The sequence below is a fragment of the Pedobacter soli genome, from assembly GCF_900101435.1.
GTDB classification, from domain to species: domain Bacteria; phylum Bacteroidota; class Bacteroidia; order Sphingobacteriales; family Sphingobacteriaceae; genus Pedobacter; species Pedobacter soli.
Genome location: NZ_FMZH01000002.1, coordinates 638007 through 657619, shown reverse-complemented (window position 1 = coordinate 657619; position 19613 = coordinate 638007). Strand labels below are relative to the sequence as shown.

General features: G+C 40.4%; 11 protein-coding genes. 8 read left to right on the top strand and 3 right to left on the bottom strand.

Annotation, left to right across the window (positions count from 1 at the left end; translation table 11 throughout):
• The first annotated feature begins 129 nt into the window (after positions 1-129).
• The 3 genes from BLR37_RS06690 to BLR37_RS06680 are packed head-to-tail and all read left to right on the top strand — an operon-like array spanning position 130 to position 8450.
• Complete coding sequence (locus tag BLR37_RS06690; RefSeq protein WP_090766579.1) at positions 130-5121, top strand: translocation/assembly module TamB domain-containing protein; 4992 nt, start codon at positions 130-132, stop codon at positions 5119-5121.
• Positions 5105-7417, top strand: a complete 2313-nt coding sequence (gene tamL / locus BLR37_RS06685) for a translocation and assembly module lipoprotein TamL (RefSeq protein ID WP_090766151.1) — start codon at positions 5105-5107, stop codon at positions 7415-7417. The genes BLR37_RS06690 and tamL overlap by 17 nt, the downstream gene beginning before the upstream one ends.
• 7 nt (positions 7418-7424) lie before the next feature.
• Positions 7425-8450: a YihY/virulence factor BrkB family protein gene (locus tag BLR37_RS06680; protein ID WP_090766148.1), complete on the top strand. Its 1026-nt coding sequence runs from the start codon at positions 7425-7427 to the stop codon at positions 8448-8450.
• A gap of 153 nt (positions 8451-8603) precedes the next feature.
• Here BLR37_RS06680 and BLR37_RS06675 read toward each other — a convergent pair whose 3' ends face one another.
• Positions 8604-10475 (bottom strand): DNA topoisomerase IV subunit B, encoded by a 1872-nt coding sequence (locus tag BLR37_RS06675; protein WP_090766147.1) that lies wholly within the window; start codon positions 10473-10475, stop codon positions 8604-8606.
• Positions 10476-10974: 499 nt separating this feature from the next.
• Here BLR37_RS06675 and BLR37_RS06670 point away from each other — a divergent pair, with 499 nt between their 5' ends.
• The 3 genes from BLR37_RS06670 (at position 10975) to BLR37_RS06660 (ending at position 15316) form a co-directional block, all read left to right on the top strand.
• On the top strand, positions 10975-12309 hold the full coding sequence (locus tag BLR37_RS06670) for an APC family permease (protein WP_090766144.1): 1335 nt from the start codon (positions 10975-10977) through the stop codon (positions 12307-12309).
• A 195-nt stretch (positions 12310-12504) separates the two neighbouring features.
• Positions 12505-13839: an MFS transporter gene (locus tag BLR37_RS06665; protein WP_090766141.1), complete on the top strand. Its 1335-nt coding sequence runs from the start codon at positions 12505-12507 to the stop codon at positions 13837-13839.
• A gap of 181 nt (positions 13840-14020) precedes the next feature.
• Positions 14021-15316, top strand: coding sequence for a DEAD/DEAH box helicase (locus tag BLR37_RS06660; RefSeq protein WP_090766138.1), 1296 nt, complete (start codon positions 14021-14023; stop codon positions 15314-15316).
• 135 nt (positions 15317-15451) lie between these two features.
• On the opposite strand, the gene leuS is transcribed toward BLR37_RS06660, so the two are convergent.
• Positions 15452-18280, bottom strand: a complete 2829-nt coding sequence (gene leuS / locus BLR37_RS06655) for a leucine--tRNA ligase (protein WP_090766135.1) — start codon at positions 18278-18280, stop codon at positions 15452-15454.
• A gap of 203 nt (positions 18281-18483) precedes the next feature.
• On the opposite strand from leuS, the gene BLR37_RS25295 reads away from it, so the two are divergent.
• Both BLR37_RS25295 and BLR37_RS06650 read left to right on the top strand, forming a co-directional pair.
• Positions 18484-18654: a hypothetical protein gene (locus tag BLR37_RS25295; protein ID WP_167356559.1), complete on the top strand. Its 171-nt coding sequence runs from the start codon at positions 18484-18486 to the stop codon at positions 18652-18654.
• Entirely contained in the window at positions 18636-18935 is a 300-nt protein-coding gene (locus BLR37_RS06650; protein ID WP_090766133.1) for a type II toxin-antitoxin system RelE/ParE family toxin, read from the top strand. The genes BLR37_RS25295 and BLR37_RS06650 overlap by 19 nt, the downstream gene beginning before the upstream one ends.
• Positions 18936-19005: 70 nt before the next feature.
• On the opposite strand, the gene BLR37_RS06645 is transcribed toward BLR37_RS06650, so the two are convergent.
• The gene (locus tag BLR37_RS06645) at positions 19006-19431 is read right to left on the bottom strand and encodes a hypothetical protein (RefSeq protein ID WP_090766130.1); all 426 of its coding nucleotides are present in this window, start codon (positions 19429-19431) and stop codon (positions 19006-19008) included.
• Positions 19432-19613: the final 182 nt, after the last annotated feature.

Here is a 19613-nt window from a genome sequence, read left to right as displayed (position 1 = left end):
CGCCCATGTTAAATTTTTATAGCGGGCGAACAATTTAAGTTATTTTTTGTATTAATTAGTAAAACGCCGTTTAAATTAATTTAAATGGCCATGCTTTTGGCTATTAACAAACACCAAACACACACCGTTTTGAACAAATACGTCCGCAAAAGTCTCAAAATTTTACTATGGTTCATTGCCTCCATTATTATATTGGTGGTGGGTTTAGCACTGTCTTTAAATATTCCAGCTGTTCAAAACTTTGTTAAGGATAAGGCCATCAATTACCTTAAAACCAAAACCAAAACTGAAGTTAGTCTCGAAAGCATTAAAATTGCACTTCCTAAAGATGTTGTACTAAATAAGTTCTATCTCGAAGACCGTAAAGGCGATACCCTCTTATATGCCGAAAAACTGGCAGTCGATATCAGTTTGTTTAAACTGTTAAAAAATACTGTTGAAGTAAATAATATTGAGCTAAAAAGTGTGCGGGCCAATGTAAAACGAATCAATCCGGATACTACATTCAATTTTTCATTTTTGGTTGATGCTTTCGCCAGCGACCAGAAAAAACCGGAGGAAAAAGTCAAAAAAGATACCACTTCAACCCTAAAATTCTCGGTGGATAAGGTTTCATTTGAAGATATAGGTCTAACCTACCGCGATGATGTGGCCGGCAATGATGTGAAACTTTACCTGGGCGCTTTTAAAACCAAAATCAAAGATTTCGACCTGGCTAACCAGCACTATGTAATTAAAGAACTGAGCTTAAACAATACTTCTTTACGCTATCTGCAACAAAAACCATTAACCCAATTGGTGCAGCACATTACCAATAGTGTAGATAGTACAGAGAAAGAACAGGGTAAGCTGCCTTTAATAGAAGTGCAGAATTTTATTTTCAGCAAGGTAAAAGTCAATTACGACGATCAGATTTCGACTACTAAGGCTGTTGCCGATGTAAACGATCTTGGCCTGGTTAACCTCAAAGTTGATTTAACCAATAGCCAGTACGCGGTTGATGATGCACATTTAAATCAATCGAACATCCTGTTTGCCTTTAAACCGGCACCCAGCAACGATTTAAAAAAAGTAAAGGATACAGTTTTACCCGAAAAATCGACCCTTGGGCTCATCATTAAAAACATTAGTCTGGCCGATAACGATGTACAGTTCGATAACCTTGGCGCTAAACCTGCACCAAAGGGCATGGATTTTAACCACCTTAAAATTGCCGGATTAAATTTGGGTGCCAGCAATGTAACTTATAGCGCAGCCGGCATAAAAGCCAATGTTAAAAATGGTTCGTTAAAGGAAAAAAGTGGTTTTGTATTAAATGAGCTTAAAGGCGATGCGGTGTACAACGACAAACAGATTAAGCTGAGTAATTTTATTCTCAAAACCCCCAATACCACCATTAATAATGCTACCGAGCTTAATTTTACTTCGATGGATGACCTGACCAAACATCCAGAAAGGGTAAAACTTAACCTGGCCTTTAAAAATACTACCATTGGTTTAAAAGATGCCGGCTATTTCAGCGATGCGATTCCAGCCAATTACCGCAATGAGAAAATAAAGCTCAATGCCGATGTTAATGGCTATTTAAACAATCTGAATATTCCACATTTACAAATCAGCGGCTTAAAAAATACCCAGATTGATATCAGCGGGAAAGCAAAAGGCTTGCCTGATATTAAGAAAACCTTTCTCGATTTAAACATTAAAAAACTGCACGTTACCAAAAGCGACATTCTGGTGGCTGTTCCTAAAAAGTCGCTCCCCCCTACCATCGAATTGCCCAATGTGATTGATGCAAAAGGTAATTTTAAAGGATCGATGACCGATTTTAACACCAACATGAACATCCTGACGGATATGGGAGGTGCCAATGTTGTGGCCGGGATGAAAGGCCCTAAAGGGAAAGAAAATTACCAGGCCGATATTAGCCTGAACAATTTTAATGTTGGTCGCCTGTTAAAAATGCAGCCAAAACTGGGTCGTGTTTCGGCAAAAGCCCGGGTAGCAGGTACTGGTCTTGACCCAAAAAAAATCAATGCAAAATTTAATGCCAGGGTACTCAATGCCTACTACAATAAATACACTTACCGTAACCTGAATGTGGCGGGTACTTACGCAAACCAGAACGTTGTGGTAAAAAGCAGCATGCCCGATAGCAATGCCAACTTCGCCCTCGATGCAAAAGTTAACCTGGCCGGGAAGTACCCGAGTGTAAAAGCCGATCTGAATTTAATACAGGTTAACCTGCAGGCTTTAAACTTTAGTCCGACTGTTTTAAGTGCAGCCGGTATGGTTAAAGTAGATCTGGCTACTGCCGATGCCGATTATTTAAATGGTTCGGTTGATGTTACCGGGCTACAGGTTGTTAAAGATAAACAACGGATTAATGTCGATACCATTTCGGTGCGCGCCAAAACTACAGCTACCGAAAATGAGCTGACGCTGAAATCCGAAATCCTGTCGGCCAAAATTGATGGCAAATACCAGCTTACCAAGGTTAGTGGTGCCATTATTAACGAAATCAATAAATATTATGCTTTCGGTACAGTCACCAAAGTTCCCGACCAGCGTTTAAGGTTTTTTGTGCGGGTGTACGATTCTAAACTGCTAAAGAGTTTTGTGCCCGAATTAACTGTGTTTAAGCAATCGCAGTTTTATGGCCTAATTGACACCCAAAAAGACAGCCTGCAGATTAAGGGTAATTTCCCGCAGGTAGTTTATGGCGATTTTAAGGTAGACACCACAGTTTTAAACATCAATAACGACAACAATAAGCTTGATTACAGTTTAACGGTAAAAAGTTTACAAAGCCCGTCTATTGCACTTTTTAATACGGAAGTGAGTGGTAATGCAGCCAACAATAATTTGGGCGTAAATGTTTTCTTACGCGATAGGCAGCGTAAAAACAAATATGTAATTGGCGGTAATTTCCAATCGATTAACAAGGATTTTAAATTCACCCTCGATCCGCAGAAACTCCTGCTCGATTATCAGAAATGGGTGGTTTCGCAAGATAATTACATCCAGTTTGGTGCATCAGGCATTTTGGTTAACCAGTTTCAAATCAGCAACAGCGGTCAATCACTGGCAATCAACAGCAACCCTACTGAGCCGAATGCACCTTTGGCTGTTGAGTTTAAAGATTTTCAGCTGGAAACGCTCACTAAATTTGCCGAAACTGATACCACTTTGGTGGGTGGCCGTTTAAACGGTACAGCCAATGTGAAAGACCTGGCTTCAACCCCAAAATTTGAAGCCAACCTGACCATAGACCAATTGCGTTACCAAAAAGATGAGCTGGGCACTTTGCGTTTAGCCGTAAACAACAATACCGAAAATGCGTTTGAAGTAAATGTAGCCTTAACAGGGGTACACGAATTACGGGCCAATGGTTTTTATTACACGGCTCCTCAAAGCGCACTGGATCTGACCGTAAATATTGATAAGATTGAAATGAAAAACATCGAGAGTTTATCGGCAGGTCAGCTTAAAAGGGGTACAGGTACCTTAACCGGTGCACTAACGGTTAAAGGGGCATTAACAGCACCAAAAGTACTGGGCGATTTAACCTTCAACAATGCCGGCTTTAATGTGGCCTATGTAAACTCTTATTTCCGGATGCCGAATGAAAAGATTTCCTTTACCAATGAAGGGATCAGCTTTAACAACTTCACATTGATTGATTCTTTAAATCAGAAAGCTACCATTAACGGAAAGGTTTACACCAGCGATTTTAAAAACTACCGTTTCGGCCTGGATATTAAAACCGATAATTTCAGGGCACTGAATTCGACCGCAGCCGATAACGACATGATTTATGGAACGGTTTTCTTAACCAGCGACATTAAAGTGCGTGGCGACCTGAACCAGCCCGATGTAAACATGAACATTAGGGTAAACAAGGGAACCAAATTTTTCTTTGCCCTGCCTGCAAACGATCCTTCTATCATCGACCAGGAAGGTATTGTTCAATTTATTGACGAAGATGCCCCACCGTTTAACGGCAAAAAACCACTGAAGGTAGATAGCATCAGTAAGGCACCCATTAAAGGCTTAAATTTAGTGGCCTCGGTAAAAATCGATCCTGAAGCAGAACTCAATGTGGTGGTAGACCCTGCCAGTGGCGATAATCTGAACGTTAAAGGCGATGCCGATTTAAACGTTACAATGGACCCTAGTGGTAAAATCAGCATGACAGGCCGGTACGAAATTGTAGATGGTTCGTACAACCTTACCCTGGCCGTAGTTAAAAAAGAATTTAAACTGGTTAAGGGCAGTACCATTATCTGGACAGGCGAACCAACTTCGGCTACCGCCAACATTACAGCCCTGTACGAAGTAAATGCCGCTCCTATCGATTTGCTTAATCAGCCAGACCTTTACGAAGCCAGAACCAAATTGCCTTTTCAGGTTTATTTAATGATGAAAGGCGAATTGCTAAAACCTACCATTTCGTTTAAACTCGATTTACCCGAAAACGAACGTGGTGCTTTGAGCGGTCAGGTGTACACCAAGCTGATTAATGTAAACCGCGATGAAAGCGAGCTGAACAAACAGGTATTTGCCTTACTGGCTTTAAACCGGTTTATTGCCAACAATCCTTTCCAGAGTTTGGCCGGTGGTGGCGGTGGGGTTTCTACCCTTGCGCGCTCGAGTGTGAGCAAGCTCTTAACCGAGCAACTCAATAATTTAACTTCAGATTTAATCCAGGGGGTTGACCTCAACTTCGGGGTTAACTCATCAGAGGATTACTCTACAGGTTCAATGCAGCAAAAAACCGACTTAGAAGTTGGTTTATCTAAAAAGCTGCTGAACGATCGCTTAACCGTTACCGTGGGTAGCTCGTTTGCATTGGAAGGACCACAGGCTCCGGGTGAAAAATCGACCAATATAGCCGGAAACGTGAATGTAGAATATGCACTTTCTGCCGACGGCCGCTACCGCTTGAGGGCTTATCGCCGCAACCAGAACGATGTTATTGTACAAGGTCAGATTATCGAAACCGGACTAGGATTTACCCTGGTGGTAGATTACAATAAATTTAGAGAGATTTTCCAGAAGAAACGAATCAGAAGAATAAGAAACATTGAACAGAAAGCACAGGATGAAAAAACTAACTAGACCGCTTTTATTTGTATTGGCCTGTTTAGTTTGGGCTTGCAGCAGTACCAAATCTTTAAAACCAGGACAGATTTTGTACACGGGTGCCGAAGTAAAGATCAATCCCGATTCTTCGGGTAAAATTGACAACGAAAAGCAGATTAAAAACGATCTTGAAGCTAAAACAAGGCCGCGTCCGAACAGCTCTATTTTAGGCATCAAATTTAAACTTGGCCTTTACAATCTTGCTGGCGAACCTAAAAAGCCAAAAGGTTTCAGGAACTGGCTGCGCCGAAAAGGAGAAGCACCTGTTCTGCTGAACGATGTAAAACTGAAATACAACAACGACGTATTAACCAGCTACCTCATTAGCGAAGGCTACCTGCAAGCCAACGTTACCGGCGATACAGTTGTGAAAGAGAAAAAAGGTAAAGCCATTTACACGGCGGTTACCGGGCAGCGCTATAAAATTAACAAAGTAACTTTCCCGCCCGATACAGGCATCCTGACCAAAAACATCAATGCCAACAAAGATAAAACCCTGTTAAAGGTTGGCGACTTTTACGATATTGATACTTATAAAAACGAGCGCATCAGGATTGACAACGACCTGAAAGAAATCGGTTATTTCTATTTCAGTCCCGATTATTTAATTATACAGGTTGACAGTACCATAGGCAAAAACCTGGTTAACATCAGGGTAAAAGTAAAAGACATTGCGCCAGATGCTGCACTAAAACCTTATACCATCAAAAACATCAACATCTACCCCAATTATACCTTGAGGAGAGATAGTGCGCTAAGAAGATTAAAACCACAGGTTTACAACGATTTTAATATCTACGATAACCGCAACACTTTTAAACCTAAACTTTTCGATCGGCTGGTATTCTTTCAAAAAGGAGAACCTTACAACCGTAAAGACCATAACCAATCGTTAAACCGGATGGTAAATGTAGGTGCATTTCAGGATGTGAGGGCTGAGTTTTTACCTGTAGATAGTTTCAGGAATAATCAGCTTGATCTGAATATTTATTTAACCCCCTTAAAGAAAAACTCGCTTACCTTCTCCGTTACCGGAACCAGTAAATCGAATAATTTTGTGGGATCTGAAGTTAAGGTTACCCAAACCACCCGTAACCTGTTCAGAAATGCCGAGCAGCTTGATATAAGTGTGAGTGGTGGCTTTGAAACCCAAACCAAGGGAACTGCACTGGGTAAAAATTCATTGTCGTTTACGGCCGAAGGAAAGCTAACTTTTCCACGGTTAATTGTTCCCTTTTACAAACCGAACAGCACCAATGCCTTTATTCCGAAAACCATTACTTCGCTTTCGTACCAGATGCTAAACAGGGGTTCTGAATATACTTTGCATGCAGTAAAAGGAGAATACGGATATAATTTCAAAGAAAATCAGTACAAGGAGCATAATTTTAATCCAATATCCATTAGTTATGTTTCTACAGGTTTTCCGGATTCACTTACCAAAAAAACGCTTTTTGAACAAAATCCTTTACTACGGTCTACTTTAGAAAATCAATTTATTATCGGTAGCAATTACAATTTCACCTACACCAACCAGATGGAAGATAGCCGAAGAAATAACACTTATTTCTATGGCGCTTTAGAAACCGGTGGAAATGTTTGGGGATTATTTACGTCAAAAAATAACGAAGGAAAAAGAACCATTTTTAATATCCCGCTAACGCAGTTTATCAGAGCGGAAGCCGATTTAAGGGATTATTACAAAATAACCAAAAATCTGATCTGGGCCAACAGGTTAAATTTGGGTTATGGTTTTGCTTATGGCAACAGCACCTCATTGCCCTTTGTAAGGCAGTTTTTTGCCGGTGGAAGTAACGATGTCAGGGCCTTCCCTGCCCGTACTTTAGGGCCTGGTACTTATAAAGTTCCGGATGATGCCATTTTTGCTGATCAGGGTGGTGATATTAAGCTCATGCTTAATTCTGAGCTGCGCTTTAAAATTGTGAGTATCTTCTATGGCGCGTTATTTGTAGATGCAGGTAATATCTGGCTTAGGAAAGAAGACCTGGGGGAACCCGGCAAACCTGAAACCGCCAGACTTGGTTCTGGCTTTAAACTAAAGAATGCATTTAACGAACTTGCTGTGGGTACAGGAGCTGGCTTAAGGGTTGATGCCAGTATTTTCGTGGTTCGGCTCGATGTAGCCTTCCCGGTACGTAAACCTTATTTACCAGAAGGACAACGTTGGGTATTTAACGACATCGATTTTGGAAATAAAGACTGGCGCAGACAAAATTTAATTTTTAATATTGGGATAGGATATCCGTTCTAGTTTTTAGATGAAAAGAGTAAGAGTATTACATAAGATCAAATATTTTTTCGTTGCCATTTATCACCTCTTTATAGCTGCAGGTAAAGGCTTTATGGAAGATCGGGTAATGAAATTGAGTGCTTCATTGGCATATTACACCATCTTTTCGCTTACACCACTCATTATTATTGTACTCTCGGCTGCCACTTTGTTTTTTGGCGACAAAATGCAAACCAGAGACAAGTTTTTTGTAGAAGTTACCGAACTGGTTGGTAAGCCGGCAGCTACCCAGATCCAGGGCTTTGTTGATCATGCGAATAAAACAGGTCAGTCTACCATCGGTTTAATTATTGGTATAGGTACTTTAATTATTGGTGCCACAGCCATTTTCATCGAAATACAAGACAGTATTAACTTGATCTGGAAAGTTAAGGCCATGCCCAAAAAGGGCTGGATCAAAATGCTCACCAACCGGTTACTTTCCTTCTCGCTCATTGTATCCATGGGTTTCCTGCTCCTGGTTTCACTCGTAATTAACAGTATTGTAGTCGGGCTTGGCGATAAACTGGTTTCGCTGATCTCGGAAAGTAAGGTAGAAGATGTGATTCCGGTTGCCAACGATACCATGGCCCTGATCATTTACATTTTAAACAATGCGCTAACACTTTTGGCGGTAACAGCTGTATTTACCATTATTTTTAAGGTGCTACCCGATGTAAACATCAAATGGAAATCGGCCATTATTGGCGCATTATTTACTGCGGTATTGTTTAGTCTAGGCAAATATTTGATTGGTATTTACATCGAAAAAGGAAGTACCGTTTCAGCCTTTGGTGCGGCAGGTTCTATTATCATTATTCTGCTGTGGATTTACTACACTTCTATTATTCTCTATTTTGGCGCAGAATTTACACAGGCTTATGCCGAAAAGTTTGATGGTGGTATTTCACCAAGTAAGTATGCGGTATTTACCAAAATTACCATTGTAGAAAAGAAAGTAGATGTTTTGCCACCTCAACATCCTGAAGATACGGTTAACCTGCCGAAAGAGTAAAAGTGATAGTATAATGGCTAAGCTACCCCATCGGTTGGTGTCACACCGACCGAAACGGAGAACATATAAATAACAAGTCTGGTTGGTGGGACACCAACCAGTAAGGAACGCCCATAACTAAAAAGTCGGGCTTTTAAAACCCGACTCCTTATATTATGCTACTTCTTCTGTAATTACCTTCGGCTCTTCTGCCACCTCATCTTTCTCTATACGCAGGTTCCGGATAATATGCTGCTGCCTGTCTGGCGTATTTTTACCCATGTAATATTCTAAAAGGCTTTTAATGGTCTGATCTTTTAAGATAACCGGATCAAGACGAATATCCTTTCCGATAAACAAGCCAAACTCATCCGGCGAAATCTCTCCCAGCCCTTTAAATCGGGTAATTTCCGGTTTATTGCCCAATTTCTCTATCGCATTTTTACGTTCTTCGTCGCTGTAGCAATAAATCGTTTCCTTCTTATTACGCACCCTGAAAAGTGGAGTTTGCAAAATATAAACATGACCTGCCTTTACCAGATCAGGGAAAAACTGCAGAAAGAAAGTCATCATCAGCAAACGGATGTGCATACCATCCACATCGGCATCTGTAGCGATAACAATGTTGTTGTAGTGCAAGCCGTCTAAACCGTCTTCAATATTTAAAGCATGTTGCAAAAGGTTAAATTCCTCGTTTTCATACACCACTTTTTTGGTCAGCTCGTAACAGTTTAGCGGCTTACCCTTTAAACTAAATACTGCCTGGGTATCTACATCACGCGATTTAGTAATCGAACCCGAAGCCGAATCACCCTCAGTAATAAACAAGGTCGTTTCGTAACGCTTTTCGTGTGTGCTATTGAAGTGAACCTTGCAATCGCGCAGTTTTTTATTGTGTAACGAAGCCTTTTTAGCCCTGTCGTTAGCCAGTTTTTTAATACCCGCAATATCTTTACGCTCACGCTCCGACTGCATAATCCTTTTTAACAAGGCATCGGCAACATCAGGATTTTTGTGCAGATAATCATCCAGTTCCTTTTTAACAAAGTCGTTAATAAAAGTAGCTACCGAAGGCCCTTCAGGCCCCATGTTCTGAGAACCCAGTTTGGTTTTGGTCTGCGATTCGAATACCGGCTCCTGCACACGGATAGAAATAGCTGCAATAATCGACGAACGCACATCCGAAGCATCAAACTCTTTCTTAAAAAACTCGCGAACGGTTTTCACCACTGCCGCCCTGAAAGCCGCCTGATGCGTTCCACCCTGTGTAGTATGCTGGCCGTTAACAAACGAGTGGTAATCTTCGCCATATTGCTGGCCATGGGTCATTGCAATTTCGATATCCGGTCCAACCATATGGATGATCGGGTACCTGATTTCTTCGGGTTTATTAAATTTAGAAAGCAAATCGTAAAGACCTCTTTCTGAAAAATATTTCTGGTTATTGAAATTTACGGTTAAGCCTGTGTTTAAGAAAACGTAGTTCCAAACCATGCTCTCCACAAAATCAGGGATGTAGTGGTAGTTTCTGAAAATACTTTCATCAGGATAAAAAGTAATGGCTGTACCGTTGCGCTGTGTCGTATCGATAACCGGATTTTCGGTAACAATTTCGCCTTTAGAAAATTCAACTTTCTTGGTTTTTCCATCGCGGTACGATTGAACGGTAAAACTGGTCGACAAGGCATTTACTGCTTTGGTACCCACCCCATTTAAACCTACTGATTTTTGGAAGGCATTGCTATCGTATTTACCCCCGGTATTGATTTTACTTACACAATCGATTACTTTACCTAAGGGAATACCACGGCCGTAATCGCGTACGTTTACCTTTTGCTCCGAAAGTGTAATTTCGATGGTTTTTCCGGTTCCCATCACAAACTCATCAATAGAGTTATCTACAATTTCCTTTAACAAAACATAAATACCATCATCCTGTGCAGAGCCGTCACCAAGTTTTCCGATATACATACCGGGGCGCAACCTGATGTGCTCTTTCCAATCCAATGAGCGGATACTGTCGTCGTTATAAATTACTTCTGCCATAATGTGTTATCTGTTTATCAATTGAAACCCGTTTCAGGCTATCATGTATCCAGGCCCGGTGGCTCAGTTACTTTTTAATCAAATTGATAATTGTTGTAGGGATAAATCTGATGCTGTTTTAACAGTTTTCAAAAATATTATACAATAATAGATTTATTCTGTGAGGCAAGCAAAAGAAAGTTTCAACATACAAACAATGGAGCAAATGCTTTAGTCGATGGTCAATAGTTTGATAGTTAGTAGCCTATTTGCTAAACCTGGCGAACACGTGAGCCAAAATACTACAAGGGTCAATAGTTTAATCACTAATAGCCTATTTGCGAAAAAAATGTGTTACAAAATGATTATTAAAAGGTCTTGTATTATTAGCCAGCCATTAACTATTAACCATCAACTATTAATCTCTCCACCTATCAACTATGGTCCATCAACTAATATACCTCTCCCATCTTACCTATTACATAATTCCCTATCTTCATCCCATATTAACAACTTATTCATGCAACAGAAAAAGCAGCTTTCGCTATTCGATTTATCCATGATTGTGGTAAGTCTCGTTATTGGTATGGGGGTTTTCCGTACCCCAGTAAACGTGGCCGCTAAGGCGCAAATTCCCGAGTTGTTTTATCTTGCCTGGTTTATAGGTGGTTTTGTGGCCTTTTGTGGGGCGTTAACCTATGCCGAAATCGGCTCGCGTTTTCCGGTAACCGGTGGTTATTACAAAATATTCTCGGCAGCCTATCATCCATCCATCGCCTTTGCCATTAATTGCATTGTTATTATTTCGAGTGCGGCATCGGTGGCGGCCATATCTATTATTGGGGCAGAATACCTGAGCAAGATTATTTTGCCACCGGCCATGCAAAACGAAACCTACCGGGTGGCCATTGCTATTACTACCATTCTGGTGTTTTATTTCATTAATCTGCTGGGTTTAAAAGCCAGTTCGAAAACCCAAAATGTATTAACGGTTATTAAAATCGGGATGATTTTAACCCTCATCTGTGCCGTATTTTTCGGCGGAAGTACCCAAACTGCTATGCCTGTTTTTAAAACTGCAAGCGGCACATTACCCAATTGGGCCGATTATGGCAAAGCCCTCGGACTTTGTTTAATTGCCGTTTCATTCTCTTACGCAGGTTATGCGCAAACCATCAATTTTGGTGGCGAAGTTAAAGAGGCCAAAAAGGTGATTCCGAGAGCAATTATTATCGGTTTAACCATTATTGTCATCCTGTATCTGGCTATTAATTACGTATATGTTAAGGTTATTGGTTTCGAAGAGCTAAAATCGGCAGAAAGTATTGCAGCCATATTGGCCGCCAAAATATTCGGACCAGCTGGTTTTAATGCCCTTTCGGTGATTATTTTTTTCTCGGTAATGGGTTATGTTAATGTAAACCTGTTGAGCAACCCCAGGGCCATGTTTGCCATGGGCGAAGAAGGTGCGCTACCCAAAGTTTTTAGCAGCATGAATAAAAAAACAGAGGTAATTACCTTAAGCTTAACCGTTTTTACGGTTGTTGCAGTGGTGATTATCTTTTACGCCAAAACCTTTGATAAGATTTTAAACTACACCATTTTTTTAGAAAGCATCAGTATGGCGAGTTCTGCAGCCACTATTTTTATCCTGCGCAAAAGAACTTCATATCTTGATAAAAAAACCATCTATACTGTTCCTTTATATCCTATATTGCCTATTATATTTATTGCAGCTTATACTTTTGTGGCACTAAGCATTTATGCCGATGATCCCAATGCTGCACTAAATGGTTTATACATTTTTATTGGCTTTCTGGGAATCTATTTTATCGGAAGGTTATTTAAAAAATAAAACTATATATTTATTTGAAAAGCAGTTACAGTGCTATTCGGTTACAATAGTCCCGCCATTCGTTACAATCTTTTTGGCCCTTTCACTACGTTCGGGGCAAAAAAGGATTTCCACTGCTGTCGGGTTTAATATCGTAAGGCAGACAGAAATAATAAACCTGATTTACAAAACACATAAAGGAATTTAAAATAATTAATGAACAAAACACTCTCGCCGAAACAAGAAATTGCTTACGCTGCCGGTATGATTGGCTGGAGCACGATGACGAACATTATCATCGTTATGCTTCCCTTTTTCTACCTGCCGCCAAGTAATGCTGGTCTTCCCCCGCTTGTGCCGCAGCTGGTTTTGTTCGGTGCCTTTAACATTCTTTCTATTATTGCTGCATCGGGCCGCTTGGTAGATGCCCTTTACGACCCGTTTATTGCCGCTAAAAGCGATGCCAGTACCAATAAAAAAGGTCGGCGCATGCCTTTCATGAAATGGGCCATTATACCAGCGATGCTTTTCTGTGGACTGGTTTTTTACCCGATTCAAAAAACAGAAAGCCTGCACAATGCCTGGTGGTTAACCATTACCCTTTGCCTGTTCTTTGTATCGGTTACTACCTACATCATTCCATATAATGCTTTACTGGCCGAAGTAACCAACACACCACGGCAAAAAGTAAAACTTTCGAGCTACCAGCAGGTTGGTTTTGTTATCGGAATTATTTTATCGGCCTGCACCAATAATTTTGCCGATCTGGTACAGGATCATTTTCAGGTTGCCAACCGTAGTGAAGCTGTGCAGATGGCTATATGGGGTTTGTGTGCACTCTCCGGACTAGTAATGTTGCTACCCGTTTTTTTTATCAATGAGAAAGATTTTTCGGTAGCTAAACCTAGCCATGTACCACTTTGGGCAGCCATGAAAAACACCTTTAGAAACAGCAACTTTAAATATTACCTGATTTCTGATTTTGCCTTTTACACTGCTTTGAGCATTATTTCGAGTGGTTTGCTATACTTCTGCACGGTATTGTTAGGTTTGCACGAATCAGAGGGGGGAAAATTTATGGCATCAATGGTGTTTGCTTCGTTGCTGTTCTATCCACTGGTAAACTTTGGTTCGGCTAAAATTGGTAAGAAACCTTTTGTACTGCTCGCATTTGGAGTACTGTGCCTCATTTTCGTAACTATTTTTTTCCTGGGCAAATTGCCTTTCGGTCCGCATACCCAAATTTATATGCTCGTTTTATCGGCTTCGTTTCCATTGGCTGCACTGGGTATTTTACCTACCGCGATATTAGCCGATATTGCCCAAAGAGATACTTTAGAAACCGGCGAAAACCATGAGGGGATGTTCTTCGCTGTAAAATACCTTTTTGTAAAGCTGGGGCAAACACTTGGGATTGCTATTTTTGCCATGCTTACTATTTACGGCAAAGATCCGGGCAATGATTTTGGGCTACGCCTCAACGGAATAGTAGGTTTCGGTCTCTGTTTAATTGCATTGCTCTTTTTTAGCAGGTTTAAAGAGGAGAAATAAGTTTAGCGTTTGGAGTTCGGCTTTAGCGTTAGTATTCGCCACAATCTCTACCATATCACATATTTTACCTATCTTTGCGGCGAAGCAGAATTTCTTTATCATTTAAAGCAATCCGCAAGTTAGTCCTTCAACAAATGATTGTTCTAGCTTCTTCAACACAAAATATTACATAAAAACATACATGTTATTTAAAGAATTAAACCTCATTGAGCCGATTTTAAAGGCGCTTGAGACTGAGGGTTACACCCAACCTACGCCTATACAGGAGCAATCTATCCCTACCATATTAAAAGGTAAAGATTTATTGGGTTGTGCACAAACCGGTACCGGAAAAACCGCTGCCTTTGCCATCCCGATGCTTCAATTACTACACGAAAAACACCTGAATACCAAGGTGAACAAAAACATTAAAGCTTTGGTTTTAACGCCAACCCGTGAGCTTGCTATCCAAATTGAAGATAGTTTTAAAGCTTATGGAAGCAACCTAAATTTACGCCGGCTGGTAATTTTTGGCGGTGTAAACCAGCACTCGCAGGTAGAAGCACTGAAAAAAGGTGTTGATATTTTAGTAGCGACCCCGGGTCGTTTGTTAGATTTAATGAACCAGGGTTTTATTAACCTGAATACGATCGAGCTATTCGTTTTAGATGAGGCCGACCGCATGCTGGATATGGGCTTTATCCACGATGTGAAAAGAGTGGTGGCTAAATTGCCTGCAATCCGCCAGACTTTGTTTTTCTCGGCTACTATGCCTGATGAAATTCAGAAACTGGCCAATACGATTTTATCTAACCCTACGAAAGTTGAGGTTACCCCTATTTCTTCTACTGCTGAAACCATCGTTCAGTCGGTTTATTTTGTAGATAAACCTGATAAAAAGAAATTACTGATTCACCTTTTAGAAGATAAAGATATTCAAACTGCCCTGGTATTTACCCGTACCAAACATGGTGCAGACCGGATTGTTAAAGATTTAGGTCATGCAGGTATTAAAGCGGCTGCCATCCACGGTAATAAATCGCAAAATGCCAGACAAAGGGCACTAACCGATTTTAAAGACCGGAAAATCCGTGTTTTGGTAGCTACTGATATTGCTGCACGCGGGATTGATATTGATCAGTTATCGCATGTTTTCAACTTCGAGCTACCAAATATTCCCGAATCTTATGTGCATAGAATCGGCCGTACAGGTCGTGCAGGAGCAAACGGAATCGCTATATCGTTTTGCGATGCAGAAGAAAACGAGTACTTACTGGATATCCAGAAACTGATTAAAATTACCCTTCCGGTTGTTGATGACCATCCTTACCCGCTAACCTGGGAAAAAATGCTGGCTAAAAACCAGGTTAAACGCAAACCTCAGGCACAATCGAAAGGTGGAGGCGGTAAAAAAGGCGGCGATGGCAACATGAGCGGCAAACCGCGTAACGCCAGCAACAACAGGAGATTCGGCGGGAACAGAAGGAAGAGAGACTAACTTGAGCTGAAAGACCAAAGCATAAAGACTAAAGCTCGGTTACATATAAAAAACCCCGAATTGATTACTCAATCCGGGGTTTCTTTATTAAAGTTTATTCAAGCTTTGCGCTTTAGTCTTTATGCTTTTAGCTTATTAAACTACCACATTAATAATCTTTCCTTTTACGAAAATGATTTTCTTAGGTGCTTTTCCATCTAAAAACTTCTGGAAATGTTCATCGGCCAATAAAATGCTTTCTACTTCCGGCTGAGCTAAAGTTAAGCTCAAATTCAGGTTCATTTTCATTTTACCATTGATAGAAACCGGATAAGCGAACTCATCTTCCACCAGATATTCAGGTTTAAAAGTTGGGAAAGCTGCATAAGAAAGCGTTCCGGCATCGTTACCCAATAATACCCAAAGCTCTTCGCAAATGTGCGGTGCATAAGGCGAAAGGATAATTACCATATCTTCTAAAATCTGACGGTTTTTACATTTCAGATCGGTTAACTCATTTACAGCAATCATAAAGCTTGATACAGAAGTATTGAACGAGAAACGTTCGATATCATCCTGCACTTTTTTAATGATTTTGTGCAAGGCTTTATGCTCGGCTTTAGTTGGTACCGCATCGTTTACATGGAATACCCACTCTTCATTGTGGAACAAACGCCAGAATTTACGTAAGAACTTAAATACGCCCTCAATACCGTTGGTGTTCCAGGGTTTGCTTTGCTCTAACGGACCCAAAAACATTTCGTACATGCGCAAGGTATCGGCACCGTAACGCTCAATCAAATCATCGGGGTTAACCACGTTGAATTTCGATTTCGACATTTTTTCTACCTCAACACCGCAAATGTATTTTCCACCTTCCAGAATAAATTCGGCATTGGCATATTCTTCTCTCCAGGCCTTGAATTTATTTAAATCCAGTGTATCGTTTTCTACAATATTTACATCAACATGCAATGCCGATGTTTTATATTCTTTTCTTAAACCAGCAGAAACATAGGTATTAGTTGGTTTACCGTTCTCATCATTAACGCGGTAAACAAAATTACTTCTACCTTGAATCATGCCCTGATTAATCAGCTTTTTGAAAGGTTCTTCTTCTTTGGTATAACCCAAATCCTTCAAAAATTTATTCCAGAAACGGCTGTACAACAAGTGCCCTGTAGCATGCTCAGAACCACCGATATACAAATCAACTGCCTTCCAATAGTCAACCGCTTCTTTTGATGCAAATTCATCATTGTTATTGGCATCCATATAGCGGTACCAGTACCAGCTACTACCGGCCCAGCCTGGCATGGTGCTCAATTCGTAATGCTGACCTGCTGCAGGCACCCAATCTTCGGCCCTGGCCAAAGGTGGCTCTCCGGTTTCGGTTGGCAAATATTTATCAATTTCGGGCAACAACAAAGGCAATTCTTCTTCCTGCACCAGGTAAGGCAAACCATCTTTAAAGTAAACCGGAATTGGCTCTCCCCAATAACGCTGGCGACCAAAAATCGCATCGCGCTGACGGAAGTTTACTTTCGCTTTTCCAAAGCCTTTTTCTTCCAGCCAGTTATTTAAAAATGCAACAGCCTCTTTATATTCCATTCCATTAATGAAACCCGAGTTGATATATTTCCCTTCTTTGGTTGGATCGGCCTGAACGTCGATATCTTTTTGTGCATCTAAAATCTGAACAATTGGCAAGTTAAAGTGCGTAGCAAATAACCAGTCGCGCTGATCGCCACTTGGTACACCCATTACCGCACCTGTTCCGTAACCAGCCAGCACATAATCCGCAATCCACAGTTGGATACGCTCACCGCTTACCGGATTAATTACGTAAGTACCGGTAAAAGCACCCGAAACCGTTTTGGTATCGGCCATGCGGTCTAACTCCGATTTCTTTTTGGTTAAAGCAATATAAGCTTCAACAGCCTGTTTTTGTTCAGGTGTAGTTAATTCGGCTACCCATTCGTGCTCTGGTGCCAGTACCAGATAAGAAACGCCAAAAATGGTGTCTACACGGGTGGTAAAAACTTCTATATATTTTTCAGTTTTCAGTTTTGAGTTTTCAGTTTCTCCAACTGCCAACTGCGAATTGTCAACAGCAAACTTAACCGATGCCCCTACACTCTTCCCAATCCAGTTGCGCTGCATTTCTTTGATCGGCTCCGGCCAATCGATGGTATCCAAACATTGCAAAAGACGATCAGAATAAGCTGTAATGCGCATACTCCATTGCATCATTTTCTTTTGCTCAACCGGAAAACCGCCACGTTCAGAAAAACCATCTTTTACTTCGTCATTTGCTAAAACGGTACCCAGGGCAGCGCACCAGTTTACGGTACTTTCCCTTAAATAAGTCAGGCGGTATTTTAATAATTCTTCTTGTTTTTCCTCTTCTGTAAAAGTAGCCCAGTCACTTGGCAGGAAAGATTTAACGTCGTCATCGCAAACAGCTTTCACATCAGCTGATCCCGAAGCATTAAACTTTTCGATCAAAGTGGTAATATCTTCGGCCCTGTCGTTTTCGATATTATACCACGAGTTAAACAACTGCATAAAAATCCACTGTGTCCATTTGTAGTAAGATGGCTCACTGGTACGCACTTCCCTGCTCCAATCGAAAGAGAAACCAATCTGATCTAATTGACGACGATAGGTTGCAATATTGGCTTCGGTGGTAATGGCCGGGTGCTGACCGGTTTGTATGGCATATTGCTCAGCAGGTAAACCGAACGAGTCGTAACCCATTGGATGCAATACATTGAAGCCCTTAAGGCGTTTGTATCTCGAAAAAATATCAGATGCAATGTAACCCAGTGGATGGCCAACATGCAAGCCTGCACCCGATGGGTACGGAAACATATCTAACACATAATACTTTGGCTTTTCAGAATTGCTTTCGGCTTTAAACGTTTGATTGTCTGCCCAAAATTTCTGCCACTTTTGTTCTATTTCTTTGAATTGGTAATCCATTGCAGGTTTTAATTTTTTTTAATGCGCGAAATTACGCAAATAAAGGGGCTTAAAAAAGCAGATCAGCGATATTATTTTGACTATTGGAATGCAGAATGATAAGGAGTTACAGTATGAATGTTATTAATTTAAAACAGCTAAAACAAACAGAAGTAAGCGCTTTAATTTTTATTCAGTATATTTGAGTATCAAAATGAGTAGTTATGACACATCTTACTATAGAAAACAAGAAATACGTACTCATCCCTGAAGAAAATTACCAGGCGCTACAAAAAATAGCCGCATTAAAAAACCATCCCGAAAAAACATTTTCTATTGATGAGGCGAGAGCCCATAGTAAAAAATTGATTGGGAAATGGGCTACAGAAAAATAACTATCAAGCAGTCAGTTGCAGAAAGTATTGCAGGAATTGCCTGGTATCTTGAATCGGAAGGTCTTCCGGCAACTGCAGAAAAATTCGCAGATGATGTCTACAACTTTATTGAAAAATTGGGCGATAACCGAAAAAGATACCGCACATGTAGGGAACCGCAGAGAATTTTAATGGGGTACAAGTGTTTAACTTATAGAAAAAAGTATGTTATTGTTTTCATCGAGTTAGATACCGAAATAATTGTGTGTGAATTTACCCCATCAAAATTGATTTACTGGTAGCTAAGCAAGTAAAAAAAACGCCATTGATTAGAAACCAATGGCGCATTTAAATAATAAGGAGATCAGAATATTATCTCGATAAGTAGTAAACCTTTTTTATCCTGTTGTTAATGGTTGCGGTAAACTGAAATTGACTCCCTGTCAAGCTGTTAACCATACAGAAATTATTTCCATCATTCAGCTCCATGGTAAACTGATCGGAATAAATAATCTGATAAGTACCGATAGTTCTGTTTCCTGAAAGGCTTATTTCTACCTGATCATCGTTGTTCGATTTGTAATCAACATAATCGCTGGTTTTGCCATAAGTTACATCGCCATTAATTTTGGTAGGATCTTTTAAGGTCGCATCGGCTGTATAACCGGTAGTAACAATCCTGTTCAACTGCCATCTGCCCATCATTTGGGCTTTTAATGAGGTAGTGTCTTTTTTACAAGAAATAATTGTACTGGTAACAATTAATAGCAGGCTTAATAACGCTATTTGTCTTTTCATAGTTTAGATTTAGTCTTAAGTTCTTATGATTAACGGCGTTTCAACAAATTTCGTACCGCATTTTTACAAAAGAATGAATTAATTAAAGAATTTATGCTTTGAACTAAAACTTTAACCTATGCGTTAATGTTCATTTAAGGGCCTTTTAAATTGGTGTTTATCAGGTATAATTTATATTTTCG